The following is a 26992-nucleotide window of genomic DNA, read 5'->3' on the forward strand; positions in this document are numbered from 1 at the left end:
GTGACCGGCTCGGAGTCAGCCTGGGCAAGGATCACGGCTGCGGCAGCCGCGAGCAGCCCCACCAAGACAGCCACCAGTACGCGGTAGTGAGTAGGTTGCACGGCTCCACTCTCGTGGCACTGCGCCGGGCAATCCAGGGTTCTTCGGTCCGCAGAATGCGAGACGAAGAAGCGGACAGCCTCTGACCTGCATAAACTCCACAGGGGCCGTTGGAGTCGGCATGGAAATGACACGGCCTTTCGTCACTAGCGTCAGCGCCAGTGCGTCACGGCCTGTCAATGACAACTAGCAGGTCACCAGGCCTACGCCGCTGACATCGAGGTGACGACTCACTACTGACACTTCCCTGCAGACCATCACTGGCGCCAACAGCCACGACTCCCCGCCCCTGGCCCCAACTCTCGACCTGCTGGACGGGCTTGAACCGCTGCCGGACGGCATCACCGTGCACCTCGATGCCGGTTACGACTCTGCCGGCACCCGCACGGAACTGGACCGGCGAGGACTGCACGGACGGATCGCCCACAAGGACGAGAAGGCAACGATCCAGGCAAGCCGACGCTGGCACGTCAAGCGCACCCATGCCTGGCGGAACGCCTTCCACCGCCTGGCCCGCTGCTACGAACGCCGCACCCTGGTGATCAACGCCTCCTTCGACCTCGCCGACACCGTCATCACCGTCATCACCGTCCGCAGCCTGATCCAACGAGCCTGGACCACTCACCGCTGGGACCGCCGTCCACGGCTCCGCCAACGACTCAGCTCTTCTCCTGCGGCTCCTCATCCGTCTGCTGCACGCCGTCCAGATCGTCGGCGTAGTACTCAATCGCCCGCCGGTAGCCCTGCACCCGACGGTCGCCGCTGGTGGCGGCCAGCGTCCTCAGCAGAAGCCGCACCGCTTCCCGGCTTTCACCCTGGTTGTACAGCGCCATGCCCAGGAAGGCCTGCAGTGCCGGGTCGTCGGGGAACTCATCAAGCCCACGCCGCAGCGTCTGTGAGGCCACCCCGTAGGAGCCCAGGACCCGGTGAGTGCTCCCCAGCCCGAGGAAGGCCCCGTGTCGATCTTCGGGAGACAGGCCCGCACCGGCCAGGGCCCGCTCATAGAACGGGACGGCTTCACGCTCCAGACCGAGAACATCGTGCGCCCAGGCCGTCTGGTAGGCGATCTCGGCATCCTGCGGATACCGCTCGGCCAGCTCCACCAGCTGTTCCCGGGCCTGCCCGGCCTGGTCCTGCTCCCGCAGCTGTACCGCTCGCGTTAGCGCCGCATCCCTTTCGCGATCATCACTCATGCCACCCACGGTGTCACACCAAAATCAGCCGCACCTCACCAGCTCGGCCATTCCACGCGAGCTCTAAGCGTCCCGGACGCGCTCCAGGTGTGCGTCCCGTTGTTGGGCGGCGGTCGATGTGCTGTCTCCCGTCCCGCAACTGGCGAGGCAGACAGCAGCCAGCAGGACACCGCACGCGGTGACAGACCAGTTCCCCCGAGGTCTCATGATTGCGAGGCCACCTAGGTCCTTGCCCGAAGGACGGACCGTTTCCTCTCGGGGCCATATTGGCGTGTTCGGGGGCCTGGGCTCAGCCCCGGCTAGGGGTGTCCCCGCAGTCGGCGGTCCCGGCGCCGGCCGGGAGCTGGATGGCGTACACGTCGCCGGGCCGCAGTTCCGGCGGGGTGCTGTGCTCGCCGTACGTGGCGATGACCGTGACCGTCGCCCGGGAGAGGGGGTGCTCGTACGTGCGGAAGTACGGCGCGTTCGACGCGGCCTCGGCGACGGGCACGAGGGTGGCGCCGCGGCGCTCCAGCAGGCGGTGCAGCTTGTCGAAGCGGAGCCGGGGCGCGAACCGGCCGTACCGCGCGCGCAGTGCGCCGCCGACGAGGGTGCGGTCCCGACGAGCGAGGCGGTGCACCTGGAGACTGACGTGGTGGCCCGCCCACGGGTCGTCGGGCCCGGCCCGGTGCCAGTGGAACTCGATCAGGCCGTAGTCGCGCCACAGGGTGCCACGGCCGCCGTTCTCCCCGTATTCCGTCCCCAGCACCTCCGCCACCCGGTCGGGGCAGTCGTCAGGGCGCAGGCCGAGGACCGTACCGGTCGTGACGGCGTCCAGGTAGAAGGCCAGGGAGTACGGGGTCATGAGGGGATCCTAAGGGCTGTCCCGTAACTCAAGGCGAAGGCCAGCGCGTCACCACAGGAAGATCCGTCTGTCCGGTTGCGCCCCGACTCGCGGCCTCATCTGAAGCCGGGCCATGCAGGTTGAACCGGACACTGGCAGGCGGTATCTGGAGTTACGGGACAGCCTTTACTGATCGTTTCAGAATGAGGTTCGGAGGCATCGCAAGCACGTCGCGGCGGCCGGGGCGGCAGCAGTGGAGCGACGCGTTCCCACAGATCATCAGGCACAAGATCACCCGAAACCCGCACCACTCTGCCGCCACCCAACCCGACTACCAAGCCCCTACACCGAACTCATTCTGAAACGATCAGTTAGTCCGCGGTGGGGAAGAGGAATTCCTGGGTGGTCTGGTAGCGGTAGGAATCGGTGCCAGTCTGGATCAGCGTGCAACGGAAGGTGATCCGGTCGGCGATGGCTGCGCAGAGGCGGGCGTCGCCGAAGGTCTTGTCCCACTCGGTGAAGGGTGAGTTCGTGGCGACCGCGGTGGCCTTGCGCTCCTCGCGCTCGGTGAAGATCTGGAACAGCAACTTGGCGCCCTTGCGGCCCAAATTGAGGTAGCCGAACTCGTCCAGACAGAGAAGATCGATCTTGCTGTAGCGGGCGATGACCGAGGACAGGCGGCGGTTCGCGTCGGCCTCGGCGAGCTCGTTCACCAGCGCCGAGGTGGTGGTGTAGCGGACCGACAGGCCGGTCTCGGCGATCGCGGTGCCGATGCCGATCAGCAGGTGGGACTTGCCGGTGCCGGAGTCGCCGATCAGCACCAGCGGCCGGCCCTCACGGACCCAGGTCGGGGACTTCAGGTCGGCGACGACCTCGGGGGTGACGTTCGGGTTCTTCGCGAAGTCGAAGTCCTCCAGCCGCTTGGGCCTGGGGAAACGGGCCAGCCGCAGCAGCCGCTGCTGACGGCGAAGGTCCCGGCCGAACTGCTCGGCCTGGAGCATGTCCAGCAGGAACTGCTTGTAGGTGGCCTGCTCGCGCCGGGCGGTGGCGGCCAGGTCGATGAACCGCTCGCGAAACGCCGGCAGCCGCAGCTCGCGGCATGCCTCATCAATAAGCATGTCCTCCGGGTCGCCGGGCAGCGACATCCTGCGGGCGGGGACCTTGCCTGCGTCCTGCTCGTCGTCCTGGTCGGTGACGGTGATGGTCGGGTTCACGCGCCGTGGCCTTTCTGGGTCTGGCTGTCGCGGCCGGCGACCGGGCTCAGCAGCCGGTCGTACTTGCTCATGTCGGGCAGCGCCTGGCGCGGGTCGGGCGGCAGGCGACGAGCGTGCAGAGAGATCACCTACGCCCCGCGCTCCGGGGGCGCGGAGCCGCCAGGCTCCTCGTCGGTGTCGGCGGCGGTCAGCCCGTGATCTGCGAACTCGTCGCGCAGTAACACCCCAGCGCCAACACGCTTCGGCCCCCACCCTGACCGCCAGGGTGGGGGCCGAAGCCGTTGTGCAGGCGCGTGCGGCTCAAGGAGTGAGGAGGTGGACGGCGGGGAGATTCCCGGCCTGTGCGGCATCCTGGTCGATGCTCAGCCCCGTATACGCGCCCAGCGCGGTGAACACCAGGGCGGGCAGGCGCGCGCCGTGCTGTTCGTAGTAGGCGGTCACCTCGTCAGCGGTGGCGTCGGGGATGGAGGGGAAGACGGCACCGGCGGCGGTGAGCGCCGCGTCCAACGCCGAGTTGTGGCCGGTGGTGGTGCCGAACTCTGCGCGCCGTATCACCTCGTCGCCTTCGACGTGCAGGATCGCGGCGGGCGGGCTGTACAGGTTCCGGCTGGCGCACAGGATCTCTTCACCCGGGCCGGGCCTCATCGAAGGGACACGGCGGAAGCCGGTTGCCCAGGTCGCGGCATGACCGTCCTCCAGCACGTACGTCCACTCACCCTCGCTGCCGTACATCGCGTAGGCGTAACGGGTGGGATCATGGCCGGGTGGGGTGGGCTGGCTACGCAGTTCGGCCAGCGGGGTGCGGGCGGCAAGCTGATCGAGGTCGGCCCCGAGGTTGATGAGGAACTCGTCAGCATCGATACCTCGGGCGAGAGTGAGGGAAATACCGCCGCACATTCCGGGGACGGACGTGGCGGTGTAGGCGTGGGCACCTATCCAGGTGAGGCCATTGACCATGGAGGGAGGTCCGTTCGCTGGCGGGGCGGGGTGAGGTGGGGTCGAGCTTAGCCTCGCGCTTTCACGAAGCAGGCTTTCCGACGGGCATCACGTCCGAGGTCACTACCGCAAGGACAACTCCTACGTCCGGCCCCATACGCGACGGCCCCGTCCAGCGTCGGGCCATATCCTCCGAAGCTGCTATATCAAGTCAAGCTGCTTGAGGAAGATCGTCAGCGGGGATTTACTGTGTGGGCTGGTCGCCTCGTTCGAGGAGCTTGAAGAGCTGACGGCAGATTGCGCGCTTGAGGCAGCGTTGGGCATCCCTCGCAGTTTTCCCCTCGCTGATTCGGCGGGCAACGTAGGCACGGGTGCTCGGATCGAGGCGGATGCGGATCAGGGTGATCGTATGGAGGGCCCGGTTGAGCTGCCGGTCTCCGCTGCGGTTGATCCTGTGCCGGTTGGTCAGCCCTGACGAGGCGGGGATCGGAGCGACTCCGGCGAAGGCCGCGAACGCTGCCTCGGACCGGAAGCGCCCAGGGTGCGACCAGCTGATCAGGATCTGAGCAGCGCTGATGGGCCCAATGTCCTGCAGTGCGAGCAGTTCGGGGGCGACGGTGCGAACAATCGCGAGGAGCTCCAGCTCGAGTTCCTTCGCTTCGGGTCTGTCAATCGAACGGTGTAACAAGGGTGGTTGGGGTTACTGACGGGCTGCGGAGAGCCGGCCGTCGAAGGTGATGTCGAAGGCGTTCAGTGCCGTCTTCCAGCGCATGGTCCAGCGGGCCTGTCCCTTGCCGGTGGGGTCCAGCGACATGATCGCCATGTAGACGCACTTCAAGGCTGCGGTCTCGTTAGGGAAGTGCCCGCGGGCCTTGGCCGCCCGTCGGATCCTGGCGTTCACGGACTCGATCGCGTTGGTGGTGCAGACGATGCGGCGGATCTCGGTGTCGAAGCGGAGGAACGGGGTGAACTCCTCCCACGCGTTCTCCCACAGCCGGACGATCGCCGGATACTTCTTCCCCCAGGCGTCGGCGAACTCGGCGAACCGCTCCAGTGCCGCTTCTTCGGTCGCGGCGGTGTAGACGGGCCTGAGGACCTTCGCGATCTTGTCCCAGTCCTGGCGGGCGGCATAGCGGAAGGAGTTTCGCAGCAGGTGGACCACACAGGTCTGGACGGTGGTGCAGGGCCAGACGGTCTCGACCGCCTCGGGCAGACCCTTCAGTCCGTCGCAGACCAGCATCAGCACGTCATTCACGCCGCGGTTCTTGATCTCGGTGAGGATGTGCATCCAGTGCTTGGCACCCTCACCGCCGTCGCCGGCCCATAGCCCGAGAATGTCGCGGCGGCCCTCGACGGTGACGGCCAGAGCCACGTAGATCGGCCGGTTCGCCACCGCACCGTCGCGGATCTTCACGTGGATCGCGTCAATGAAGACCACCGGACAGACCGGGTCGAGAGGCCGGTTCTGCCACTCGGCCATGCCATCGAGGACCTTGTCCGTGATCGTGGAGATCGTCTGGCGGGAGACCTCGGCACCATAGACCTCGGCCAGGTGGGCCTGGACCTCACCGGTCGTCAGGCCCTTCGCGGACAGCGAGATGACCATCTCGTCCACGCCGGACAGACGCCTCTGCCGCTTGCGGACGATCTTCGGATCGAACGAGCCGTCACGGTCACGGGGCACGGATATCTCCACCGGCCCGACGTCCGTCAGGACGGTCTTGGCCCGGGAGCCGTTGCGGCTGTTGCCACCGTTCTTCCCGGCCGGATCGTGCTTGTCATAGCCGAGGTGGTCGGTGATCTCACCCTCGAGGGCGGACTCCAGCAGCCGCTTCGTCAGCTGCTGCAACAGCCCGCCCTCACCCGTCAGCTGCAGGCCCTCGGCCTGAGCCCGGGACACCAGCTCATCGATCAGCCGGTCGTCCGCTGCCCTCGCCGGCTACGGCCCAGTCTCGACGGACTCCGCCTCGGTCGCGTTCTCACTCGTCATCGGTGCATCCTCCTTGATCGGGAGTTACACCGAACGATTTACAGTCCCGCCCCTCGCCACCAGCGACATCGAACTCAACCGTGTCGAAGGCGTACACGGCCCAAGACAACTCAATGTCGTGATCGTCACCCACTGAAGGCGAAACAGTCTGCCGCACACTCCGGACCTACCTCGGTCGGCCACCCGGACCGGTTGTAGCAGAGCGGTGCCATACCGGTCTCGTCCTTGCGGGTGAACCCGTGCACACCGAGACGGAGCGTTTCTCCAGCGCACCCCGGCGCCTCGCGCGGTCGATGAGCGCCCCGGCCCCGGTGTGTCCGTGGGTCTGGGTCCGCTATGCCTACGGGCGTGATCACCAACCTGCTGCGCAGTACTGCCGGGTTCTGCCTCGCCCCGACTCCGCTCGCCCTCCCCTCCCCCACTGTCATGGCCACGACCGCAGCAGTGGTGTCGATTCCAGAAGTACTGCCGCTGGAGGACGCCGTCGGCAAGCTCCCCGTCGCCGAGGAGGACCGCACCGGCTGCACGCGCGACTCCTTCAAGCACTGGAACACCGGCCTGGACCCTGCCGACGGGTGCAACACCCGCAACGAAGTCCTCCTCGCCGAAGCCGTCCAAGAGCCAGCCGTGGCGGCCGGCTGCAAGCTGACCGGCGGAAAATGGCTCTCCTACTACGGTGCGGCCTGAAGTCGCTCCCCATCAGCGGGCGACCCTAGAGGACTGGGTCGTCTCCGGCCAGGACGGTGTCTCACGTGGCGATTTCGCACGATGCGGGGCCACAGGTACCGAGGGCGGGGACAGCCGTCGTGGACGGCCAGTTGAGCCGGCCGTCCACGACGGCCGGGAGAGATGTGGGCATCTCGTCGGTGACCCAGGCGAACTCCAGGGCAGCGAGCGTGGCTCCGCGGTCCGTCCAGACGAGGATCTCGCCGGTGACCCAGGCGAACTCCAGGGCAGCGAGCGTGGCTCCGCGGTCCGTCCAGACGAGGATCTCGCCGACGTAGGCGCCGGACGGGTTATGGACGTGCGCATCGACGGGTACGAGTTCTGTCGGCAGTGCCGCATGTTCGCAAGGTTCCCGGACCTGCAGGTCAACGCTCACAGAATCGGGCCCCCAGACGGCGGTCACCTCGGTGCGGTCCAGTTGACTCCGCAGTTGTGTGGCGCCGACGAACTCCGCCGACAGGATGTGTTCGAGTACTGCGCGTTCGTCGGCGTTCAGCGGGCGCGGGTCGATGGAAAGAGGAGCCATGCCCCCATTCTGAGGTGGCGGGGCAACCAGTCGAATGCCTCCACCGGCCATCGCCGGGGTGGCCGGCAGCGGCATCATGATCATTCATGAGCGGGGATCTGTCGCAGTGGCTCGTGCCGGATGATCTGTGGGCCATGGTCGAGCCGGTACCGCCGCCTTTCCGCTCGCGCCCGCAGGGCGGTGGCACCGCGCCGATCGACCAACGTGCCGTGTTCACGGCCGTCGTGTACGTGCTGACCAGCGGGTGCGCATGGCGGTATCTGCCACCATCATTCGGAGTGTCACCGGCGACGGCTCACCGGAGGTTCTCCGTCTGGACCGCCTCCGGAGTACGGCGTCGGCTGCACCGCGTGGTCCTGGACGAGACCGGAGCCCGCGGCGGACTCGACTGGAGTTCCGTGATCGCCGGTGCCGCCTCGGCGCGCGCGAAAAAGGAGAGCCGCTGACAGGGCCGAATCCGGTCGACCGAGTCAAAGCGGGCAGCAAACTGCACGTTCTGACCGACGCGCAGGGACTGCCTGTGGTCGTCGGAGTGTCTGCCGCGAACGTCAACGATGTCCAAGCGCTTCGCCCGCTCGTCCTCGGGATCCCGGCCGTCCGCTCGCGCCGCGGCCCTCATCGGCAACGTCCCGACAAGGTTCGTGCCGATAAGGCGTACCACTCGGCCGGCAACATGGTGTGGCTGCGTGAACGCCACATCACTCCACGGATCGCCGGCCGGGCAACGAAAAGGCAGCCACTTCCTGGCCTTCCCCGGGCTCGCCGCAGTCATGACCTGCTACAAGAGGCTCGCCAAGATCGCCACGTGAGACACCGTCTTAGACGAGCCGACCGACTTCTTCGACAACTGCTGCGCTGCTGTGCCTGCCTTCCCGGCACGCCACCCGGCCGCGCTCACCAGCCGCCTGACCTGCCGTGATAGGTGCTGTGGTGAGCGGGTCGGCCCGCTCGCCGAGACGCGGTCGAGCCAGAGGGGGGTCAGGCGGTACCAATGGCGGCCAGAGCGCTCTGAAGCCGGCGAACCACATCTTCGGCTTCGGTGTACTGCGCGGGGGTGGGTGCGACGGCGCCGAAGGTGGGGCCGTCCTCGTCCGGCAGGGCGCGCCAGTGCAGGACGGGGGTGAGGGTGGTGGCGGCGGCTCCGAGGAACCAGGCCAGGCGTCCGTGGACGTGGGCAAGGGCGATGGCCACGACCGCGAGTGCTTCGCGCAGGTGTGCCAGCCGGTCGACCTCGGGCAGAGCCTGCTGGGCCTGCGAAGTGCGGACGGCGGCGTCCAAGTCGGCGGCGGCCTTCGCCGCAACGGCACGGTCGCCGGGCGTCAGGACCCACACACGATCGCGGATCAGCCGCTCAGCTTCCCCCACCAGCTCATCGACGACCGTCCACATGTCCACACCCGGCACCCTATGCCCGCCCTCAGGCTGGCCTGAAGGCGAGGTCCTCGTGAGAGGGAACGACCTCACCGGTCATGCTCCGGCAGGCAAAGGGAGCACATGTGGCCGTGACTCAGGGCCGCCCACATGACCTGCGCACGCACCTCGTCGTTCGACCGGCGTGGCCACCCTTCGCACCCCGGCTGCGACGGCCGCACTCGCCACCCTCACGCTCGGCAACAGCCTCACGGCCGCAGCACCCGCAGCCGCGGGCGGCATCAGCGACTTCCTCTCACCCGAGCGATTGAGCAGCTCTCCAAGATGCGGCGAGCAGGCTCGGGCCGATGTGCTCCACCTGGCCCAGCCGGCCGGGCGCGGTTCAAGGTGTCGTGCGGTGATGGCGGAGCGGCATCTTGTCGCGCTGTCTCACGATGCTTCGAGGAAGGAACCGGGCATGTTCACGGAGAACCAGTTCTTCGCCGCCGCCAAGGTGGCGGCGCAGACTTATAAAACCGCTGGGCTCGGCCGTACCTGCCAGGGCGAGGACGCCTTCTCCGACACGCACATCGACCTGGCCTGGAAGGTCTACCACGGTGGAATTGAAGCGTTTCAGCAGCTTGGCGACAGGTTCGAGGGGTTGCTAATCGGCGGCCTGCGCAACGAGAAGGATCTCGTGAGCCAGGGGGCGGGGATCACCAAGGAGCTGAAGGGTGCCTTCCTGGTGATGAACGAGACGACGCGCAAATACGGCGGTGCGATCCTGGACACCGGCAACTGGTCGGTCCTGGTGAACGACTCATGGCTGCTGGCGGGGGTACATCAGCAGCGGGCGTTCTACTTGGCCTCGGACCGGCGCCGGGACAACCTGTGGGACGACCAGAACAACCGGATCCGGGTGTTCACTCGTGAGTTGGTCGGTCTCAACGCGTTCGGCTATCAATTCGTCCAGCACGACTACCCCGCGTTGGGCGAGGTCATGACCTGCCGCCGGCAAGGAGCGACCAACGTCGACTTCCTCGCGTATCAGGGCAAGATCGCGGAATCCGAGAGGACCAATGCCTGGAAGTGCTTGGTGAAGGAGCCCACGCCCGCGTGACCACCCAGTGGGTACGCCAGATGTTCTTGGGGCTTCACGAGACCACGGGCGCATCCGCCCAAAGGGTGCAAGCCCTTCATGGGAGCCGCCCCGGGTGAGATGGACCGAAATCCGAACGGTGACCTGTCGCTGGTCAGGGTCTGCGGGTACTGAGACATTCAGGTCGTCGTCGGGCAGGGCCGGCTCAGCGTTCTTGTGCGGGTTCGCTTGTCGCGTAGCCAGCCCGGTATGACAGCCCGGTCTACGATGACTGCCGGTAGGAGACTAACGATCAGGCTCGGCGGATCGGCCGCTGCCGTTATGACAGTCAACCGAACGGTTGGCGTGGCGGCACGAATCCGGCCGCGCGCTGGCGGCGTCTTTGGCGAGCGACCGACTCGTCGGTACGCCCGTATCCGTATCTATTTGTCCTCGCGCCACTCGGACGTCAGACATGTCGGCAAGGACGCGTACGGCCGTCTGCACCAACCTGCGCAGCGCCGCAGGGCCTGCCCATTCCGGTGTCGGTGTCGGTGTTGGCTGAGGAGTGTGGTGTGACCCGGACTGCGTCCGAGCAGGCTCCGGTCCGGCTGGTACTCAATGCGGCGTCTGCATGGATCGAGTGGACAGTCCACGGCGCGGGAAAGTCTGCGCTGTTGCACCGCAACGGCGAAATGTCGCAGGTCATCGGCCAAATTGCGTCAGCCGCCGAGAATGCGCTGCAGACCCACTATGAAGCCGCCACAGTAACCGGCCCACTTCGGCACCCGGTCCCCGGGTCGCACCACACCGCCGCCCTGACAGCCATCACATGACCACGCGAATCGTACGGCTGGTGCACATCGGCAGCCGAACAGTAACCACCGATCCGCCCCTCTGCTCGAGTCTCACACGTAAGGACGAAAGCATGGCCACGACACCCGACCGCAGCAGTTCACCGGCCCCCTCAAAGGGCGCTCCCGCACCGATCGTGAAGGTGAGACCGGGCCCGTACAAGAACTCCATCAAGGACCTGGAAGTCAAGGACGGCGCGAACAGCAAGCATCGTGGGATCAAACTTGTCCTCCCCGTCGACGTGCTGCGCAAGGGCGCCAAGGAGCCCGAACAGCAGACCCTCCAGTGCGTCTACCGGTTCGAGCCTGACCCGCACGAAGAGCCCAAGTACAACAAGCAGCAAGAAGCCTTCTACCAGAATGCCGCCGCCTGCCTCGTCGCCAACGTAACCCAGCACGGCAAACTCCCCGAGGTCTCTGACAAGTTCGAAGTCGTGTTTGCCAAAACCACGTTCATCCTCACTGCCATGCAGCACCCAATCGGCCACGGCTTCAAGATGAAGACCGCACCGGACGGACCTCCGAGCGACGGCCACTGAGGCTTTTAGGGTGGAGTCGGCGGATCGATAGGGCCTGTCCAGTAGACGGCTCTGTTTCAGCGCACCGGCTGGCCTCCATCTCGGCAGTCGTACGGTCCCAGCAGATGCGCCGACCGGCATCCCGGCGGGGCTGGTCGGTTTGGTCTCCGGCGTGGTGGCCACCCTCCAGCAGAATTACGACTTCGCCTTCGGTGTCGTTCTTCGTTCTGATGTGCGCCCGTACGGGGGTCCGTGGCGTGTCAGGAGGGGAGTCGGGAACGGCTGCGGCAGAAGATCGTCTCAAGATCCAGTACTTGATGGAGGGAGTGTCTGATGGCGGAGGCGAAGAAGACGAGTCCGGCGAGGAAGACCGCGGCGGTGAAAAAGACGGCGGCGGCGAAGGCGACAGCCGAGAAGCCGGCTCCGGGTGCTTCCGGTGGTGCGGACTCCGCCCCGTTCGTGGCGGATGTCCCGTCCGTGCCCGGCGAGGACCCGAAGCCGCCGGTCGATCTGGGGGCGGAACTGTCGCTGCCGTTCGAGCAGATCATCGGCGGGCCGCTGCAGGGCGTGATCCGGGCCAGCGCGATGGCCGCGAATGAGACCGCTCAGTTCATCAACAACGTCGGCTTCGATGCCAAGAACCAAGCCAGGATGGTGAAGTTCTCCTACGAATCGGCGGAGCACGGAGAAGCCGACCAGACCACCACACCGGAGAAGAGGGTGGTGACGAATGTGGAGGTGCCGCTCCTCGCGGTGGTGCCGATCCCCTATCTGCAGCTCTCCCAGGTGACGCTCGATTTCGATGTGAAGATCGACTCGGCCTCGGCCCGGAAGCAGGAAAGCACGCTCGGCGGCGAGGCGGCGGTCAGCGGCGGTTTCTGGGGTGTCACGGCTTCGGTGAAGGCCAGTTACAGTTCGAGCAGTTCGAGTTCGGACACGGTCAACCGCAGTGCGTCGATGAAGGTCCATGTGGAGGCTCAGCAAGGACCGATGCCGGCCGGCATGGAGAAGATCCTGACGATGCTGACCGAGAACGCCGTCACCGTCCAGCGGGAAAACAAAAAGAAAGAAGAGAACAACAGATCGTAATACCGGAGGCCGACGTCGGAGCCTCGCGTATTCGTCTGCGAAGGCCGGGTGCGGTGCTACCCATCTCGGTGCCGGTGCCGCACCCTGCCGCGAGCAGTATCCGGCCTCTACGCCGGCACGAGGGGCGTGCGCCGCGCCCGGTCGTTTCTCGTATTCCTTCGTTCGGGTTGCTCGCGGTGTCGTGGGAGGTGCTGGTAGCTGCCGCCGTCAGAATGGGGCCGCGAACCGGGAATGAGCCGAACCGAGGAACTCAATGAGCGAGTTGACAATGCGACTGCTGGTGCAGGGTCTGCAGCAGGCCGTGGCCGACGCCGATCAGGCGGTGCGCCGCGCCCAGGAGCCGGACAGCGACTGTGTGGGCATCCAGCCGCAGATGGCCATTGACGACGTCACCTTCACCGTCTCCTTCGTGGCCGATCAGGTCGCTCCGTCATCCGACTCCAGCGACGCCGGACAGGAAGTCCGCATCGCCGTCGACCAGCAGGCCCTCGCCGAGGCCACACATGTGAACACGGTGTCGTTCACCGTCCGCAACCGGCCCGTGGAGCGGCTCGAGGTCAACGGCCGCCACCACGTCGTCCCGGCCGGAGTCGCGGGGGATGCGCGATGAGCGACGATGACATCCCGGTCGGCGCGCTGCTCGGCGCGGCGTATCAGGCCGTGGTCCACGGGCAGGATCTTGCCGCGCGTGAAGCGGTCGAGCTGGTCAAGGAGCTCGGATTCGACAAGGACGGCACCGCCAAGCCGTTCCGCTTCGCCTACCAGCGCACCGAGGCGACGGAGGCCGGCCCGCAGGTGCGCACCGTGCACGCCACGGTGCCACTGCTGTCGCTGGTCAGCCCGCCGACACTCAGCATCGACAAAGCCGCGATCAGCATGAGCCTGCACCTGATCAGCCAGGACATCGAAACCGAGCCCGCTGACGCCTCCACCGCGGACGGCGAGACACCGGCAGCGCAGAAGACCACGCCCAGGCTGAAGGGGCGGATCGTCCACAAGGACGCCGGCAATGCCGTCATGACCATCGAGTCAACCCTCAAGCAACGCGATCTGCTGGGCAGTAGCCGGCTGACACAGCTGCTTGACGCCGCGGTCAGTGACCGTGACCACCTCTGGTACCAGGTCCTGGACCAGGCGGAACTGTTCCGGGAAGTCGCCACCAAGCTGATCGACGCCGTCAACCAGGACGGCTCCACGGGAAATGCCGTGGGAGTGCGAAGGTTTCTGCAGCAGCTGTGGCAGCTCAAGGAAAGCGTCACGGACGCGGTGAGCGCCTTCCGCGACGGGCAGCCGGAGAAGATCCCCCAGCTCCACCAGAACTGGAACACCGAGTGCGGGAAGCTGGCCTGGGTCGACCGGCATACCGAGCCGGAGTCCATGACGCAGATGCGGCAGACCTTCCTTGCCACCGCCACAGCCGTGTGGAACGCCCTCCTGCCCGGTGCGCCGGTCGCCCAGTTCGGCCCGCCCCCCGTGAAGCAGCTACAAGACCGGTTCGAGTCCGCCGCCACCGCACTCGCTGCTGCTTCGCCGGACCTGGCAGGTCTGTCTGAACGCCTGCGCCGGCTCAAGGCGGCCGTCGCGCAGGGCTGCACCGCTCGCGACTACAAGGAGCCGGACGATATCACCGCAGCCCTGGGCCGCTACAACAAGATCGCTACTGAGATCCGCGGAATGTGGAATCCGTCCGTGCTAAGCCGCGAGTCCTGGAACGCGCAGGACGTACTGGCCGCAGCGGCTAAGGAGGTATGGGACGCACTGGTGCACGGAGGGGAACTGGAAGACCTCCGCTTCGACGTCGCGGGGATGGAAGCCAAGTGCACGCAAGCACTGCACGAACTGCGCAAGCAGGTTAATACATTCCCCGATCAAGTGCAGCTAGGACTACTCTCTCGGGCGTACAAGTCTGCGTCTGATGCGTTGGCGAAAGCTCGGCTCGCCTGGAAGTCAAGGACACGCTATCCACAATACACGGACGAGATCACCGGTTTTCTTAAACAATTCAATTATGAGATCGGACGCATTGAGCGGCGCGAAAACTCGCGGACCACGAAGAGCGCGTGGAACGATGGTGTCCAGGACTGGAACGGGAAGGCCCATCAGTTCTGGGGACATCTCATCGACACCACAAGCCACAAGGTGGCCGACATCGACTCCGTGAAGTGACCGCGGCCGTGGCAGAAGACGCCGACACGGGCCGGACACCCGCATCCCACGGGGAAGAAGAGAAAGACGAGGGACGATCCCTACCCCTGGCCACACTGCTCATCCAGGCGTGCCGCACGGTGTTGGACGGACAGATCATGGCGATGAGCGCCGGACTGGAGAGCGCCGCCCGGACCCTGCTTACCTGCGACGACGACGGCCGCCCTCAGCCCGCCGCACAGCTGGCGGCCGCCGGTCCGGCCCACAGGGCCCGGCACGTCGCTCTCGCCGACCTCTGCGGCTGGCCTCTCTACAGTGTCGAGTCCGCCCGCATCGTCCTTCACCTGACCACCCCCATGCCGCCCGGGCCGGACGGCGTCCTGCGCTGCACGATCGCAACGACGACCGCCACCGCGACCATGACCGCCACCATCCACCTGTCCACCCGGCCCAATCCCCGGCCGCTCGCCGACGATCTCGCGGCAGCCGCGCTCACCCCCGCACCGCCCACCATCGACAGCGACCGGCTCTCCGCGACGGCCCGGCAGGCCGTCACGGCCTGGAGACACCTGCCGAGCCTGTACCGCGGCATCGACCAGATGTCCGCAGAAGCCCCCGGACACACGGCGATCCGGGCCGTGGAAGATCTCGCCGACGCCGTGTGCACGTGGTGCGCGGGCGGACCACCGGTAAAGCCCCGGCTCATCACAGACGCTCCCCGCCCCGAGACCCTCGACCCCGACGCCCCGCCCACCCTGATCGCTCTCGCCACCACGGTGGCAAGACTCCGCAGCGCCCTCAGCACGACGAACTCTCCATGACCCCCACCAGGGACGAAGAACCCTCAATGAGCCTCTTTCATCCTGAATAGTTGCAGGTCAGCAGGGTGTGGACGGCTTGGACGATGGTGCCGATGCGACGGGTGGAGCATCGGGCCCGTCGGAGGATCCGCCAGGACTTCAGCTGGGCGAAGGCGCGTTCTCCTGGTGCTCGCAGTCTGGCGTGGTCGCGGTTGAATCGTTGGTAATGCTCGGGTTGTTCGTGGTGGCGGTAGTAGGGGGTGCGGACGGTGGCGCCGGCGCCTTGGTAGGCGCGGTCGGCGAGAACGAGGATCTGTCTGGTGAGGCAGGCCTGGACGATGCCGTGGGCCCGGGCAGCGGTCAGATCGTGAGTGCGGCCGGGTGTCGCACGCGAGAACCACAGGGGTACGCCGTCGGGACGGGTGATGACCTGCACGTTCATGCCATGCCGGCGGTGCTTCATCGAGTAGTACGGCTCGTCCGCACGGACCCGGTCGATGGCGATCAGGGTGCCGTCAACGATGACGTGGTCGCCTTCACCGAGGCCGGTGAGTGCTTCATGGAGGCCGGGCGCCCAGCCGGCCAGGACGTCCAGGGTCTCGTCGACGTAGCGCCAGGCGGTGGCCTGGGATATCCCGAAACCGGCTCCGAGCTGCGAGAACGTTTCGTTCTTACGGAGATGGACGAGGGCCAGCAGTGCCTGCTTGAAGCAGCCGAGCTTGCGCCAGCGGGTGTTGCAGGCCAGGCGGCGCTCGTGCAGCAGCCAGGCGACATGCTCGACCAGCTCGTACGGGACGTCGAGCGTGGCAGGATACGGAACCACCAGGGCCCCTTCGGTCGCCGGTGTGATGAGTGAGATCACCACGCCAACGACGAGGGGCCCTGCCTCGTCACCACACCTACTGACCAGCCCATTTCACTCTCCAGCACAGGATGAAAGAGGTTCAATAAGGATCTTCAACGCTACCTCTCCAGGGTGAGGACGGCTTGGGTGATTGACGTGAGCTGGTTGGGGCTGATCCGGGCTTTGCGGAAGATCCGCCAGGCTTTGAGCCGGGCGAAGGCCCGCTCGACGGGGAAGCGGAGTCGGGCGTGCGCTCAGTTGACGGCTGTCTGTCTGGTGCTGAGGGGCCCTCCGAGGTGACGTTTGAAAGGCACTTCGAACGTTCCGCCGGCCCCGGTGTAGGCCTTGTCGGCGAGCACGGGGATCCGTAGTCGCTCACAGATGGTGACGATGTGGTGGGTGCGGGCCGGCAGCGCGGGTGAGTACCAGATCAGATCGCCCCCGGGATCGGTGACGGCCTGGATGTTCACGCCGTGCCGTCGGGCCTTGCCCGGGTAGTCCCGTTCACGGTCGCCGACCCGGTCGCACTCGGCGATGGTGCCGTCCACCAGCACGTACTCGGGACGCGCCCGCCGCAGTGCCTGGGGCAGGGATGGTGCCCTCGCGGCGAGGAGTTTGATCACACTCTGTACGTAGGCGTGGGCGGTTCCCTCGCTGATGCGGAAGCCCGCGGCAAGCTTCGCGTAGGTGGCGTGCTCGCGCAGATAGACCAGGGTGATGATGGCGCGTTGTGAGGGCCGCAGCTTGCAGCGGCGGTCACCCTCACGGGTGACGATCAACATCGTGACCCACTCCACAAGCGCGTGCGGCAGGTCGAGTGCGGCAGGATAGGGGACCAACGAGGCCTCCGGTCACAGCGGTTGAGACATCAGACATCTCGAACCACTGCCCGAAGGCCTCGCCTGCTATCCGCAGCCAGCCGTCACCCGATCGGTGACCACTCTGAAGATCCTTACTGAACCTTTTTCATCCTGCCATTGAAGGGCTATAAGGCCTGGTCAGCTGGGGTGGTGACGTGGCAGAGCCCCCGGTCGTTGGCGGTGTTGATTCCACTCGACACTGCCGACAGCCCGGGGGCTCTGTTGGTTCCGTATCCTGCCATGCTCAACGTCTCGTACGAGCTGGTCGAGCATGTTTCCTGGCTGATCTACGCTCGAAGGCGTGAACTGAACTCGCCGTGGAGACGGCTCGGTTGCTTCAAGCAGGCACTCCTCGCGCTGGCTCACCTACGGAAGAACGAGACGTTTGCCCAGCTCGCGGCCGGCTTCGGCGTCTCGACCACGACAGCCTGGCGCTACGTCGACGAGACTCTCGACGTCCTCGCGGCGTGGGCACCGGGCTTGCACGAGGCTCTGACCGGCCTGGGCGAGGGCGACCACGTGATCGTCGACGGCACCCTGATCCCCATCGACCGCATCGCCGCCGACGAGCCGTACTACTCCATGAAACACCGTCGGCACGGCATGAACGTGCAGGTCATTGCCCGCCCCGACGGCACACCCCTGTGGTTCTCCCGCGCGACGCCGGGACGCACCCACGATCTGACCGCAGCCCGGGCCCACGGCATCGTCCAGGCCTGCCTCACCCGGCAGATCCTTGTCCTGGCCGATCGCGCCTACCAGGGCGCCGGCGCCACCGTCCGCACCCCGTACAAGAACCACCGCGAACAACCCGAGCAATACCAGCAGTTCAACCGAGACCACGCCCGCCTGAGAGCTCCCGGCGAACGCGCCTTCGCGCAGCTGAAGTCCTGGCGCATCCTCCGCCGCGCCCGATGCTCCACCCGCCGCATCGGCACCATCGTCCAAGCCGTCCACACCCTGCTGACCTGCAACTATTTAGGATGAAAACGGCTCACTGACTGCGCCATCGTTTCACCCAGGCACTGCCTGCTGATATGAGTCGGTGCGACCGTCTTGTGCGCGGCTCTTGGAAGGGTCGTACACCTACAGGGTTGGGTGGCGGGTCGCAGGGGGAGCCTGTGTGCTGCGGCCCGTCGACTGGCGCGCAAGTCCTGTGCCGTAGGGACCGATGCCGGGGGCCGGGGAACGCCCAGGGATGGAGTTGATGCATCGTGGAACGACGCATGCCGGTCGCGACGCACTGGGGCAGTTTTGTCGCGGTGGTCGATTCGGGACGGCTGGTGCGGATCGAGCCGAGGAACGATGATCCCGTACCGTCGCCGATCGGCCCCGGGATGGTGACAGCGGCCGACGACAACGCCCGTGTGTTGCGTCCCGCAGTGCGCAAGGGCTGGCTCAACGGCCTGTCGCGCGCCAACGACACCGCCCGAGGCACGGACGCCTTCGTAGAGGTGAGCTGGGACGACGCGATCACGCTGGTGAGCGAGGAACTCCGTCGGGTGCGTGCACAGCACGGGGACAGCGCGGTGTTCGGCGGCTCCTACGGCTGGGCAAGTGCGGGCGCGTTCCACAACGCGCAAAGTCAGCTTCACCGGTTCCTGGCCCTGGGCGGTGGATACACCGACTCCCGCAACACCTACAGCACCGCAGCGTTGGAAGTCATCCTTCCTCATGTGATCGGCGGGGCTCCGTGGAGTTATCAGTCCCGGATGCCGATGTGGGACGAGATAGCCGACAACTGTGAGCTGGTGGTGGCGTTCGGGGGTCTGGCGCTGAAGAACAGCCAGATCAACCCAGGCGGGCTGGCTAGGCACCAGACGCGGGACCTGCAGCGAAAGTGCCGTGCGGCCGGGGTGCGGTTCGTGAACGTCAGCCCCATCCGCAGCGACACCGCCGGCTTCCTCGACGCCGAGTGGCTGCCCGTCGTCCCCAACACCGACACCGCCTTGATGCTCGGCATCGCCCACACGATGCTGGTCAACGACTGGCACGACGAGGACTTCCTGCGCCGGTGCTGTACCGGGTTCGACCGCTTCGCCTCCTACCTGACCGGCGAGCTCGACGGCGTCGTCAAGGACGCCGGCTGGGCGGCGGGGATCACAGGCATCGGCCGCGAAGCGATCACCGGCCTCGCGCGCCGCCTTAGCACCCAGCGTTCGCTCGTCATGGTCAACTACGCGATCCAGCGGGCCGACCATGGTGAGCAGCCGATCTGGATGTCGGTCGTGCTGGCCGCCATGGCAGGCTCTATGGGGCGGCCTGGCTGCGGCTGGGGCGCCGGTTACGCGACGATGGACGCGACAGGTGTCGCCCCAGGGCGCTCCTCGGTGGCGTCGGTGCCCCGGGGGCCCAACCCTGTTGCGGACTTCATCCCCGTCGCCCGGATCGCCGACACACTGCTGCATCCGGGCAGGACCATCGACTACAACGGCCGGCGCCTGACCCTGCCCGAGCTCCGCCTGATCTACTGGTGCGGAGGCAATCCCTTTCACCACCACCAGGACCTCCACCGGCTGGCCCGCGCCTGGCAGACGCCTGACACGGTGGTGGTCCACGAAGCCTGGTGGAACACCAACGCCAAATTCGCCGACATCGTCCTTCCCGTCGCCACCAGCCTGGAGCGCGACGACTTCGCCGCCGGTTTCTCCGACCCCCACCTCACCGCGATGCCGAAAGTCCGCGAGCCGGAAGGTGAGTCGCGCACCGATCACCAGATCTTCGCCGCCCTGGCCTGCCGGCTTGGATACCAGCGCGAGTTCACGCAGGATCGCTCGGAGTTCGAATGGGTCCGGCACCTCTACGAACAGACCAGAGCCGGTCTCGGCGACGAGGCGGCCCTGCCGGGCTTCGACGACTTCTGGCGAGAGACCACCGCCGAGCTGCCGGCGCTGCGCGGACCGTTCCCCGGCAGCTTCGAGGCGCTGCGTGCAGATCCGCGGCAATTCCCGCTGACAACACCGTCGGGCCGGATCGAGATCTTTTCCGAAGAGATCGACTCTTTCGGCTACGACGACTGCGCCGGGCATCCAGCGTGGTTCGAACCGGTGGAATGGCTCGGCGCCGAGGCATCGAGCCGGTTCCCGCTGCACATGATCTCCAACCAGCCCGCCTCCCGCCTGCACAGCCAGTACGACAACGGCGGCCACAGCCTGGCATCGAAAATCCGAGGCCGTGAACCCGTGACGATCCATCCGCAGGACGCAGCGGCGCGCGGTATCCAGGACGGCATGATCGTCCGCGTCCACAACGACCGGGGCAGCTGCCTGGCGGGGGCGGTCCTGTCGGACGACGTCATGCCAGGCGTCATCCAGCTGTCCACCGGAGCATGGTGGGACCCGGCCCAGCCGGGCCTGAGCGGAAGCCTGGACCGCCACGGCAATCCGAACTCCCTCACGGCGGACCGAGGCTGCTCGCGCCTGTCCCAGGGACCGAGCGCGCACAGCGCGCTCGTCGACGCCGAGGTCTACGACGGCCCCCTCCCGGACGTGCTCGCCTTCACACCACCACACCTCGAACACTGACACGGAGACTTCCGCTGCTTCGGGCAGCTCTCCGTGTCAGTCATCGCTACGCGCTGCAGACGGCCCGGGCTGCCGAGAGGCTCGTCCCAGGCCGTTTGCCTCTCGGTGACGACATCGCTACTGTGCGCAGTCGTGACTGCACTTCAAGACCTCAAGTACGGCCAGTGGTTCCGGGGCGCCGACGTCGACGGTGACGGATTCATCACCCAGGAGGACGTCCGGATGATGAGCGCGCGGTACATCGACGCCCGCGGCACTGCGCCGGATTCCGCGACCGCTCGACTGCTCACCGAGCAGATGGACGGGTTCTGGACGAACGTGATCGCCCCGATGGACCAGGACGGTGACGGCAAGGTCGATCTGCGGGAGATGACCGAAGGGTTCAACGGAGTCCTGACCGACCCCGCCCTCTACCCGCAGCAGATCGCGCCAGTCACCGACTGCTTCTTCGACCTCGTCGACCTCAACGCAGACGGCAAGATCGACCAGGCCGAATTCCAGCAGATGTTCGACTCCGTCGCCGGCGTTCCAGGCGAGGACTGCGCCGAGATCTTCGCCGCCCTGGACCGCGACGGCTCCGGTGCACTGGACCGCGCCGAGTTCCACCAGGCCCTCGCGGAATTCTTCTACGGCAACGACCCGGATGCTCCTGCCAACCACCTGTTCGGCAGGATCGCCGGCTGACAGCCCCGGAGACGGCCTGGGCGATCAGACGGCCTGAGGCGGCGCGACCTCCAGACGGTCCAGGCGCTCGCAGAGGGCACCGACGAGGCGGGCTCGGTTCTGGAGGCAGTGAGCCTTTCCAGCCTTACGTCTGTGCTGGTCAAGGGCGTGCCTGTGCGTGGCCATGTCGGCCGGTGACAGGCCTGTGACCAGCGGATGCACAGCCGGCCGCCGCGTGTCGAACGCTCCGCCGGGCATGGTCGGCGGACCTGACAACCGGGTTGGAAAAGGCTCGGTGGCGCGAATGGATCTTGGCGCTTCCGGGAGGCCGAGTCCTGTCGGTGGTGGGTGTGCAGGCCATTCTCGCCGCACCGCACGTATACGGGTATGCACACTCAGGTTATGTCTGATGCGATGATCCGGGTGCCTGCCGAGGTTCGTGACCGGCTGGCGGTGATCGCCGAGTCCCACGGGGTGTCGATCCGGTCTCTGGTCCAGGCGCGTCGCGCAAGCAGGATGGTGTCGTTGCGCGTTTCCTGTGCGGGCTTGTGTCCGGTGGGTCTGTCGTGATAGCACCTGCGCCGGGTACGGCATGCGGGGCCGTGCACTGAAGTCATGGGAGAGAAGCCGGTGTGATCACTCAGGGCGTGCGGGTGAGGGATCGCTGTGATGCATGTGGCGGCACGGTAGTCCGTGATGTCGGGCAGTTCTTCGAGGGCGGTGCGCTCGGCTGGGGCAGTGAGGGGCACTGCGAGGACTGTTCGCACGGCTGGTGCGAGCAGGACAGCGGACCGGTCACTCCCGAGGACATCCGGCAGGTTCTGCTGCAGGCGCACGGCGCGGTGCGGCTTCGCCTGTCCGGGCGGACACCACGTGCTGTCGGGGTGCTTCGGGCGCTGCGCGGTACGCGGGAAGTGTCCCTTGCCGCGGCGCGGGTGCAGGCCGCACAGCTTGCCGGAGACGGTCTGGTCGGCACGCTCGTCGAGATGGAGATCCTGGCGGTGCACCTGCGCCGCCAGAACATCGCCGTCGACATCGAACCCGTCGCCTGACGCCGGCCGGGCCCGTCCCTGCAGGAGTCTGTGTGCAAGAGGGGGAAGTAACCCCGGGGCGTTTGTAAGGTGCTCCGAAACCCGGGACGCGCTCTGGCGCTTGTCCGTAGACTCACCAGCCGATCTCCCTCTCCCCCAAGGGGTGGCTGTCTGTGCACCAGCGTGAGTCCACCGGCCCGGCAGCCGACAGCATTCCGATCTACACGGCACTGGTGCGGGAACGGGGGGACGTGCCCGCACAGGTTCGGCAGGCGGCGGACGAGTGCCTGCGGATGGCGGAGCGGGCGGTCGACTTCAGCTCCCTGCACGCCGGTCGGACGAGCCCGCCGTCTGCTGGCTGGACTCCCTGGCAGCGAGTGCCCGGACCGCAGCAGCACTGACGTCAGCGTCCGGGTGCCGGTGTCGTATGGCAGGTGACCAGCGGGGGCTGAGCTTGTCATTTACGGCCCGGGGCTGAATGCGGCTCGAACGTGCTGAGGATTCTGCAGTCCGTGCACCGAACCCATCCCGTCCTGGTCCGGGTCGGTCACCCGGCGCAAAGAGCCACCTCCTGGCAACTCGTCACATCGTGAGCCGGATCCTTGATGCTGACGAGGCGTTCAGTCGCCTCGTCCACCACAGGCTCTGCACCAAACCATGTCGGACTGCTCAGGAGGCCGACCGCTCGCCCAGCACTGCTCGGGCGACATCGACTGCACAAGAGGTCTTGACGTCCATGCCGGGGATTGGCGTCAGGACCGGAACCAGGATCCTCATCGGCGTCGGCGACGGCAGCGCGTTCCCGAGCGCCGCCCACCTCGCCTCCTGTGCCGGCCTCGCCCCAGCCACCCGCAGCTCGGGCTCCTCGGTCCGCGGAGAACAACCCTCCCGCCGCGAAAACAAGCAGCTCAAGCGGGCGTTCTTCCCCTCCGCGTTCACAGCCCTGGCCGACCCCGCCTCCCGCACCTACTACGGCAAGAAGATCGAGCAGGGCAAGCACCACACCCAAGCACTTCTCTGCCTCGCGAGACGACGAGCCGACGTGCTCTTCGCGATGCTCCGCGGCGGCACCTTCTACGAGCCGCAGCCAGCGGCCGTCACATGACCTGCGGGTCACCCAGCAGCACCACACGGTCGGCCCCGACGTCGAAGCCGAGAACCGGGTGGAGCGGATCGGACTCCGGGCTCAGCAACACCGGCTTACCTAGCCGACGCCCCATCGCCCGCAGCAAACGGCACAGCACATCCACGCCACCCTGGCCCTGCAACTCCCGCAGATCAACGTCGAAGTCGACCGAGCCAGCCTCATACACCCGAAAGATCACTAGGAATCCAGGGACCGGCCAGACCCTCAGCAACACGTCGGCACCCTCGCCGCGGGCCAGCATGTCCGCAGCTCTCGGCAGCCGGACCGCAACACCATCCTCGGAGTACTCGCACGACCACCCCTGCGACCGAACGAGGTCAAGCACTGCTTGCCAGTCCTCCACCGAGGTATCCGGGACGCGGACGTCCGGAAGCGACCCCATCAGATCGGGAGCAAAGAAGCTCTTCACGTCATCCCACAGCAGGTCAGGCATCACACCATGCTGCCTTGCCACTCACCGAAACGCAGCCCGATGCCCTTGACGAAACCCATAGGGGCACCCCCTGCCCGGATGGCCCCAGGGCGGATCGGAGCGGCCGGACCGCCAACAGCCGCAGCCCGGCTTCCGACCCTTGACTCCAGTATTGGTCTAGTCCAAGTTATGGGTACGCAGGCCCTGATCCGCTCTCTCCCTCTCTATCGGAGCGTCCCTCATGACACACCACGGCCGCCGCCTCCCCCGTGTTCTCGGCGCCGCCGGAGCCCTCTGCCTCGGCTCCGCCCTGCTCACCCTGGTCCCCGCCCAGGCGAACGCGGCCGGTGAACTGCTGGGCAATCCCGGGTTCGAGGCCCCCGACCTCGCCCCCTGGACCTGTACAGGCACCGCTGCGCCGACGGCCACCACCCCTCACTCCGGAGGCTCCGCCCTGAGCGCCTCCCCGGGTGCGGTCGACCTCGGGGCCTGTATGCAGACCGTGACCGTGCAGCCGAACACCGCCTACACCCTGACCGCCTGGGTCAAGGGCCCGTACGTGACCCTCGGCGCCGCCGGCACCGGTGTCTCCACCTCCACCTGGGCCAACGCCCCGGCCTGGACCCAGCTCACCCGCACCTTCACCACCGGCCCGGGCACCACCCAGGTCACCGTCACACTCAGCGGCTGGTACGGCAGCCCCTACCAGGCCGACGACGTCTCCCTGAGCTCAGCGGGCACCACCCCGTCTCCCTCCCAGCCGACTTCGCACTCGCCGTCACCGACACCGACACCAACGGCCACTGCAACACCGACGCCGACCGCCACGGCTACGCCCGGCAACACGGTCAGGGTCACCAACGCCAAGGAGCTGCAAAACGCGTTGACCGCCGCCGCCCCGGGCCGGACCATCCAGTTGGCCGACGGCACGTACAAGGGCAACTTCAAGATCACCACGGGTGGCAAGGCCGCGGCCCGGATCACCCTGATCGGCACGTCCCGCGCCGTCCTCACCACCACGACCGGTGGTGGCTACGGCCTGTCCCTGGCCAATGCCCCCTACTGGACCGTCCAGGGCATCACGGTGACCGGGGCACAGAAAGGCATCATGGTCGACGCCTCCGACCACGTCGTGCTCGACTCGGTGACGGTGAACCACATGAAGATGGAGGGCGTGCACTTCCGCAACTCCTCCAGCTACGGGGTACTGCGCAACTCCACCGTGCACGACACGGGCACCGCGCGCGACGGCAAGGGCGAAGGCGTCTACGTCGGCACCGCCAACACACTGTCCGACAAGAGCGACCACGTACAGATCCTCAACAACGTGATCGGCCCGAACATCGGCGGCGAGAACATCGACCTCAAGGAAGGCACCACCGGAGGTCTGGTCTCTGGGAACCGATTCGACGGCAACGGCCTCACCAACGTCAACTACGACGACTCCTGGGTCGACGTGAAGGGCAACGGCTACGTCATCGAGAACAACGTCGGCGTCCGCACGATGAACCACGGGTTCGAGACCCACGCCCAGGACCCGGGCTGGGGCTGCGGCACCGTCTTCCGCAACAACCGCTCCGACCTGACAACCGTGAGCGGCAGCACCACCAAGAAGTACGCCATCAACGTCACCAACCGGACAGGCTCCTGCCCGGTCACCATCACCGCCGACAACACCGTCATCGGAGGCACCGCGCTCACCAACCCGGGCATCCCCGTCAGCTGACGACCGAACGTCGGCCCGCGTCACGCCGGAGGCGGGCCGGCGCGGACGGTAGACCTTCGGCAGCAGGGTGAGGAGCCTTACAGTCCGGCGCCTGCTCCGGAGCCTAGGGCTTGTACGGCCGATCACGGTTGTGGGCTGTCGGGCATGATGCCCGGGTGAGCATCATCGTGAAGTTCTTCGTCGCGCCGGACGACACGTCAGCGAGCCTGGCCCTCCAGACCGGGCCGGGACGGACATTCGAGTCGCTCTCCTTCGGCAACTTCGATCCCGAAGTGGCCGTGATCGAGTGGGAATGCCTTCTGGCCGGCAGCAGCTTCGAGCACCTCGTCGAGGCCGGTGAGCCTCGCATCGTCGCCGGCCAGGACAACGCCGGATGCGTCGTCTTCGCGATCTCGCCTCGCCTGTCCACTGCACTCGCGGACGCCACGCACTCCAGGTTGAGCGACGTCGCCGCCTCGTGGACTCAGCTGCGTGCGGAGGACGGTGAGGTCATCGACACGGAGATCGCCGACGCGATCGTAGGTGATCTGGCTGCTCTCGTCAGCAGTGCCCGGCGCCAGAACCAAGGCGTCTACTGCTGGGTCGCGTAGGAGTTCATGTTCGGAGCCAGACGGCGACGGCCGCGGCGGTTGCAGTGCCGCTGGCTGCCGTCAGTGGAAGAAGCGACGGGTTTCGGCGGCGAGTTCGGCCTGGTCTCGGGCCCGGTGCTGCCGGGGCAGACTGTGCTTGAGGTCGGTGTTGACCAGCTCGTCGGGGTTCAGCTCGGGTGAGTGGGGCGGCAGGGAGTGCAGCTCGACGTCGTCGGGGCGGGCGGCGAGCCGGTCGCGGACCTTCTTCGAGCGGTGGGCGGAGTGCCCGTCGACCACGAGGTGGACCTTGTGGTCGAAGTGGCCGGCGAGCCGGTCCAGGAAGCGGCACATCACCTCGGCGGTGAAGGACTCGGCGAAGACCGTGAAGTGCATCCGGCCCTTGGTACTGGTCGCCGACATCGCGTTCGCCGAGAACCGGTTCCCGCTCCGCCGCACCACGGGAGTCTTCCTCTTCTCGCCCCAGGTGCGGCCGGTGAACCGGTCGGACCGGATGCCGGCCTGGTCGGCAAAGAGGATCTCACCGCGTCGGCCTTCGCCTTCGCTCGGACCTTCGGCCAGGTCTCCTGATGCCAGTGCGCCACGGCCTCGTGGCCCTGCTCGACGGCCCGTTTGTCCGGGCGCCGGAAGGACAGCCCCCAACGCCTGAGGTACTTGCCCACCCCCGGTTCGGTCAGCCGTACCCGGTACAGCTTCGTGATCAGCTCGCCGATCAGCCGCCGCGTCCACAACTGCCCGTTCAAGTCCACGTCGCAGGGCCGGTAGTCGAGGACCGCCTGCCGCACCGCGGCCTGCTCGGCCTCCCCGAGCACCTGATGCACCCCGGCCGGCGTGCCCCGCGGCTGCATGACCAGCGC

28 protein-coding genes and 6 pseudogenes are annotated in these 26992 nt (G+C 67.0%); 20 read left to right on the top strand and 14 right to left on the bottom strand.

The window, feature by feature from the left end; genetic code table 11:
* Positions 1-349 precede the first annotated feature (349 nt).
* Positions 350-751: pseudogene (locus CP977_RS00975) on the top strand (transposase); the annotation flags it as partial.
* Between the two features lie 7 nt (positions 752-758).
* On the opposite strand, the gene CP977_RS00980 reads toward CP977_RS00975, so the two are convergent.
* From CP977_RS00980 to CP977_RS01010, 7 genes are all read right to left on the bottom strand, one after another.
* Entirely contained in the window at positions 759-1292 is a 534-nt protein-coding gene (locus CP977_RS00980; protein ID WP_152369433.1) for a tetratricopeptide repeat protein, read from the bottom strand.
* 289 nt (positions 1293-1581) lie between these two features.
* Complete coding sequence (locus tag CP977_RS00985; RefSeq protein WP_109186157.1) at positions 1582-2136, bottom strand: hypothetical protein; 555 nt, start codon at positions 2134-2136, stop codon at positions 1582-1584.
* Between the two features lie 350 nt (positions 2137-2486).
* Complete coding sequence (gene istB, locus CP977_RS00995; protein WP_152371471.1) at positions 2487-3260, bottom strand: IS21-like element helper ATPase IstB; 774 nt, start codon at positions 3258-3260, stop codon at positions 2487-2489.
* A 65-nt stretch (positions 3261-3325) separates the two neighbouring features.
* Positions 3326-3457, bottom strand: coding sequence for a hypothetical protein (locus CP977_RS35170; protein WP_260321883.1), 132 nt, complete (start codon positions 3455-3457; stop codon positions 3326-3328).
* 172 nt (positions 3458-3629) lie between these two features.
* Positions 3630-4286, bottom strand: coding sequence for a hypothetical protein (locus CP977_RS01000; RefSeq protein WP_152369434.1), 657 nt, complete (start codon positions 4284-4286; stop codon positions 3630-3632).
* A gap of 223 nt (positions 4287-4509) precedes the next feature.
* Entirely contained in the window at positions 4510-4953 is a 444-nt protein-coding gene (locus CP977_RS01005) for an IS110 family transposase (protein WP_236072286.1), read from the bottom strand.
* A 12-nt stretch (positions 4954-4965) separates the two neighbouring features.
* Complete coding sequence (locus CP977_RS01010) at positions 4966-6180, bottom strand: IS256 family transposase (RefSeq protein WP_152369435.1); 1215 nt, start codon at positions 6178-6180, stop codon at positions 4966-4968.
* Between the two features lie 124 nt (positions 6181-6304).
* On the opposite strand from CP977_RS01010, the pseudogene CP977_RS34600 reads away from it, so the two are divergent.
* Positions 6305-6391: pseudogene (locus tag CP977_RS34600) on the top strand (lactate utilization protein C); the annotation flags it as partial.
* A gap of 212 nt (positions 6392-6603) precedes the next feature.
* Positions 6604-6942 (top strand): hypothetical protein, encoded by a 339-nt coding sequence (locus CP977_RS01020; RefSeq protein WP_152369436.1) that lies wholly within the window; start codon positions 6604-6606, stop codon positions 6940-6942.
* Positions 6943-7003: 61 nt separating this feature from the next.
* On the opposite strand, the gene CP977_RS01025 is transcribed toward CP977_RS01020, so the two are convergent.
* Entirely contained in the window at positions 7004-7507 is a 504-nt protein-coding gene (locus CP977_RS01025; protein WP_152369437.1) for a hypothetical protein, read from the bottom strand.
* An 86-nt stretch (positions 7508-7593) separates the two neighbouring features.
* Between CP977_RS01025 and CP977_RS35430 the strand changes: the two genes are divergently transcribed.
* Both CP977_RS35430 and CP977_RS35435 read left to right on the top strand, forming a co-directional pair.
* Complete coding sequence (locus CP977_RS35430) at positions 7594-7953, top strand: transposase (protein ID WP_236072326.1); 360 nt, start codon at positions 7594-7596, stop codon at positions 7951-7953.
* Between the two features lie 74 nt (positions 7954-8027).
* The gene (locus CP977_RS35435; protein ID WP_244412627.1) at positions 8028-8426 is read left to right on the top strand and encodes a transposase; all 399 of its coding nucleotides are present in this window, start codon (positions 8028-8030) and stop codon (positions 8424-8426) included.
* Between the two features lie 59 nt (positions 8427-8485).
* Here CP977_RS35435 and CP977_RS01035 read toward each other — a convergent pair whose 3' ends face one another.
* Positions 8486-8896, bottom strand: a complete 411-nt coding sequence (locus CP977_RS01035; RefSeq protein ID WP_062761202.1) for a hypothetical protein — start codon at positions 8894-8896, stop codon at positions 8486-8488.
* Between the two features lie 166 nt (positions 8897-9062).
* Between CP977_RS01035 and CP977_RS01040 the strand changes: the two genes are divergently transcribed.
* The 6 genes from CP977_RS01040 (at position 9063) to CP977_RS01065 (ending at position 15362) form a co-directional block, all read left to right on the top strand.
* On the top strand, positions 9063-9977 hold the full coding sequence (locus CP977_RS01040; RefSeq protein WP_152369438.1) for a hypothetical protein: 915 nt from the start codon (positions 9063-9065) through the stop codon (positions 9975-9977).
* An 886-nt stretch (positions 9978-10863) separates the two neighbouring features.
* Entirely contained in the window at positions 10864-11328 is a 465-nt protein-coding gene (locus CP977_RS01045; RefSeq protein ID WP_152369439.1) for a hypothetical protein, read from the top strand.
* A 312-nt stretch (positions 11329-11640) separates the two neighbouring features.
* Positions 11641-12396 carry a DUF2589 domain-containing protein gene (locus tag CP977_RS34385; protein ID WP_183953376.1) on the top strand — a complete coding sequence of 252 codons (756 nt, stop codon included), beginning with the start codon at positions 11641-11643 and terminating at the stop codon, positions 12394-12396.
* Positions 12397-12649: 253 nt separating this feature from the next.
* Complete coding sequence (locus tag CP977_RS01055; protein ID WP_062760823.1) at positions 12650-13006, top strand: hypothetical protein; 357 nt, start codon at positions 12650-12652, stop codon at positions 13004-13006.
* Complete coding sequence (locus CP977_RS01060; RefSeq protein ID WP_152369440.1) at positions 13003-14562, top strand: DUF2589 domain-containing protein; 1560 nt, start codon at positions 13003-13005, stop codon at positions 14560-14562. The genes CP977_RS01055 and CP977_RS01060 overlap by 4 nt, the downstream gene beginning before the upstream one ends.
* Positions 14563-14699: 137 nt before the next feature.
* Complete coding sequence (locus CP977_RS01065; RefSeq protein ID WP_152369441.1) at positions 14700-15362, top strand: hypothetical protein; 663 nt, start codon at positions 14700-14702, stop codon at positions 15360-15362.
* A 37-nt stretch (positions 15363-15399) separates the two neighbouring features.
* On the opposite strand, the gene CP977_RS01070 is transcribed toward CP977_RS01065, so the two are convergent.
* Both CP977_RS01070 and CP977_RS01075 read right to left on the bottom strand, forming a co-directional pair.
* Positions 15400-16206 (bottom strand): transposase family protein, encoded by an 807-nt coding sequence (locus CP977_RS01070; RefSeq protein WP_152369442.1) that lies wholly within the window; start codon positions 16204-16206, stop codon positions 15400-15402.
* A 98-nt stretch (positions 16207-16304) separates the two neighbouring features.
* A pseudogene (locus CP977_RS01075) lies at positions 16305-17024 on the bottom strand (transposase).
* A 201-nt stretch (positions 17025-17225) separates the two neighbouring features.
* Here CP977_RS01075 and CP977_RS01080 point away from each other — a divergent pair.
* The 6 genes and pseudogenes from CP977_RS01080 to CP977_RS01115 all read left to right on the top strand — a co-directional run.
* Positions 17226-18032, top strand: a complete 807-nt coding sequence (locus tag CP977_RS01080; RefSeq protein WP_152369443.1) for an IS5 family transposase — start codon at positions 17226-17228, stop codon at positions 18030-18032.
* A gap of 227 nt (positions 18033-18259) precedes the next feature.
* Complete coding sequence (locus CP977_RS01085; RefSeq protein WP_183953287.1) at positions 18260-20569, top strand: molybdopterin-dependent oxidoreductase; 2310 nt, start codon at positions 18260-18262, stop codon at positions 20567-20569.
* Positions 20570-20701: 132 nt separating this feature from the next.
* Positions 20702-21253: an EF-hand domain-containing protein gene (locus CP977_RS01090; RefSeq protein ID WP_152369444.1), complete on the top strand. Its 552-nt coding sequence runs from the start codon at positions 20702-20704 to the stop codon at positions 21251-21253.
* Positions 21254-21646: 393 nt separating this feature from the next.
* Entirely contained in the window at positions 21647-21802 is a 156-nt protein-coding gene (locus tag CP977_RS34615; protein WP_236071240.1) for an Arc family DNA-binding protein, read from the top strand.
* A 62-nt stretch (positions 21803-21864) separates the two neighbouring features.
* The gene (locus CP977_RS01105; protein WP_229991517.1) at positions 21865-22284 is read left to right on the top strand and encodes a hypothetical protein; all 420 of its coding nucleotides are present in this window, start codon (positions 21865-21867) and stop codon (positions 22282-22284) included.
* Positions 22285-22987: 703 nt separating this feature from the next.
* Positions 22988-23368: pseudogene (locus CP977_RS01115) on the top strand (transposase); the annotation flags it as partial.
* Here CP977_RS01115 and CP977_RS01120 read toward each other — a convergent pair.
* Positions 23361-23843, bottom strand: a complete 483-nt coding sequence (locus CP977_RS01120) for a hypothetical protein (RefSeq protein WP_062761206.1) — start codon at positions 23841-23843, stop codon at positions 23361-23363. The pseudogene CP977_RS01115 and the gene CP977_RS01120 sit on opposite strands and share 8 nt — an antisense overlap.
* Before the next feature lie 220 nt (positions 23844-24063).
* Here CP977_RS01120 and CP977_RS34620 point away from each other — a divergent pair.
* The 3 genes and pseudogenes from CP977_RS34620 to CP977_RS01130 all read left to right on the top strand — a co-directional run.
* Positions 24064-24498: pseudogene (locus CP977_RS34620) on the top strand (carbohydrate binding domain-containing protein); the annotation flags it as partial.
* Positions 24499-24546: 48 nt separating this feature from the next.
* Complete coding sequence (locus tag CP977_RS34625; protein ID WP_372460670.1) at positions 24547-25548, top strand: right-handed parallel beta-helix repeat-containing protein; 1002 nt, start codon at positions 24547-24549, stop codon at positions 25546-25548.
* Positions 25549-25703: 155 nt separating this feature from the next.
* On the top strand, positions 25704-26138 hold the full coding sequence (locus CP977_RS01130; protein WP_109186170.1) for a hypothetical protein: 435 nt from the start codon (positions 25704-25706) through the stop codon (positions 26136-26138).
* Between the two features lie 60 nt (positions 26139-26198).
* Here CP977_RS01130 and CP977_RS34390 read toward each other — a convergent pair whose 3' ends face one another.
* Together CP977_RS34390 and CP977_RS34630 are read right to left on the bottom strand one after the other, a co-directional pair.
* Complete coding sequence (locus tag CP977_RS34390; protein ID WP_229991516.1) at positions 26199-26864, bottom strand: IS630 family transposase; 666 nt, start codon at positions 26862-26864, stop codon at positions 26199-26201.
* Positions 26756-26983, bottom strand: a pseudogene (locus CP977_RS34630) (helix-turn-helix domain-containing protein); the annotation flags it as partial. The gene CP977_RS34390 and the pseudogene CP977_RS34630, both read right to left, overlap by 109 nt.
* Positions 26984-26992: the final 9 nt, after the last annotated feature.

The organism is Streptomyces cinereoruber, from assembly GCF_009299385.1.
In the GTDB taxonomy this organism is placed as follows: domain Bacteria; phylum Actinomycetota; class Actinomycetes; order Streptomycetales; family Streptomycetaceae; genus Streptomyces; species Streptomyces bikiniensis.

Excerpts from the sequence above, each read along its gene's own strand:
- CP977_RS00980 (WP_152369433.1), bottom strand. The coding sequence starts at position 1,292 with ATGAGTGATGATCGCGAAAGGGATGCGGCGCTAACGCGAGCGGTACAG.
- CP977_RS00985 (WP_109186157.1), bottom strand. The coding sequence starts at position 2,136 with ATGACCCCGTACTCCCTGGCCTTCTACCTGGACGCCGTCACGACCGGT.
- istB (WP_152371471.1), bottom strand. The coding sequence starts at position 3,260 with ATGTCGCTGCCCGGCGACCCGGAGGACATGCTTATTGATGAGGCATGC.
- CP977_RS01000 (WP_152369434.1), bottom strand. The coding sequence starts at position 4,286 with ATGGTCAATGGCCTCACCTGGATAGGTGCCCACGCCTACACCGCCACG.
- CP977_RS01025 (WP_152369437.1), bottom strand. The coding sequence starts at position 7,507 with ATGGCTCCTCTTTCCATCGACCCGCGCCCGCTGAACGCCGACGAACGC.
- CP977_RS35430 (WP_236072326.1), top strand. The coding sequence starts at position 7,594 with ATGAGCGGGGATCTGTCGCAGTGGCTCGTGCCGGATGATCTGTGGGCC.
- CP977_RS01035 (WP_062761202.1), bottom strand. The coding sequence starts at position 8,896 with ATGTGGACGGTCGTCGATGAGCTGGTGGGGGAAGCTGAGCGGCTGATC.
- CP977_RS01045 (WP_152369439.1), top strand. The coding sequence starts at position 10,864 with ATGGCCACGACACCCGACCGCAGCAGTTCACCGGCCCCCTCAAAGGGC.
- CP977_RS34385 (WP_183953376.1), top strand. The coding sequence starts at position 11,641 with ATGGCGGAGGCGAAGAAGACGAGTCCGGCGAGGAAGACCGCGGCGGTG.
- CP977_RS01055 (WP_062760823.1), top strand. The coding sequence starts at position 12,650 with ATGAGCGAGTTGACAATGCGACTGCTGGTGCAGGGTCTGCAGCAGGCC.
- CP977_RS01060 (WP_152369440.1), top strand. The coding sequence starts at position 13,003 with ATGAGCGACGATGACATCCCGGTCGGCGCGCTGCTCGGCGCGGCGTAT.
- CP977_RS01065 (WP_152369441.1), top strand. The coding sequence starts at position 14,700 with ATGGCGATGAGCGCCGGACTGGAGAGCGCCGCCCGGACCCTGCTTACC.
- CP977_RS34615 (WP_236071240.1), top strand. The coding sequence starts at position 21,647 with ATGATCCGGGTGCCTGCCGAGGTTCGTGACCGGCTGGCGGTGATCGCC.
- CP977_RS01120 (WP_062761206.1), bottom strand. The coding sequence starts at position 23,843 with ATGCCTGACCTGCTGTGGGATGACGTGAAGAGCTTCTTTGCTCCCGAT.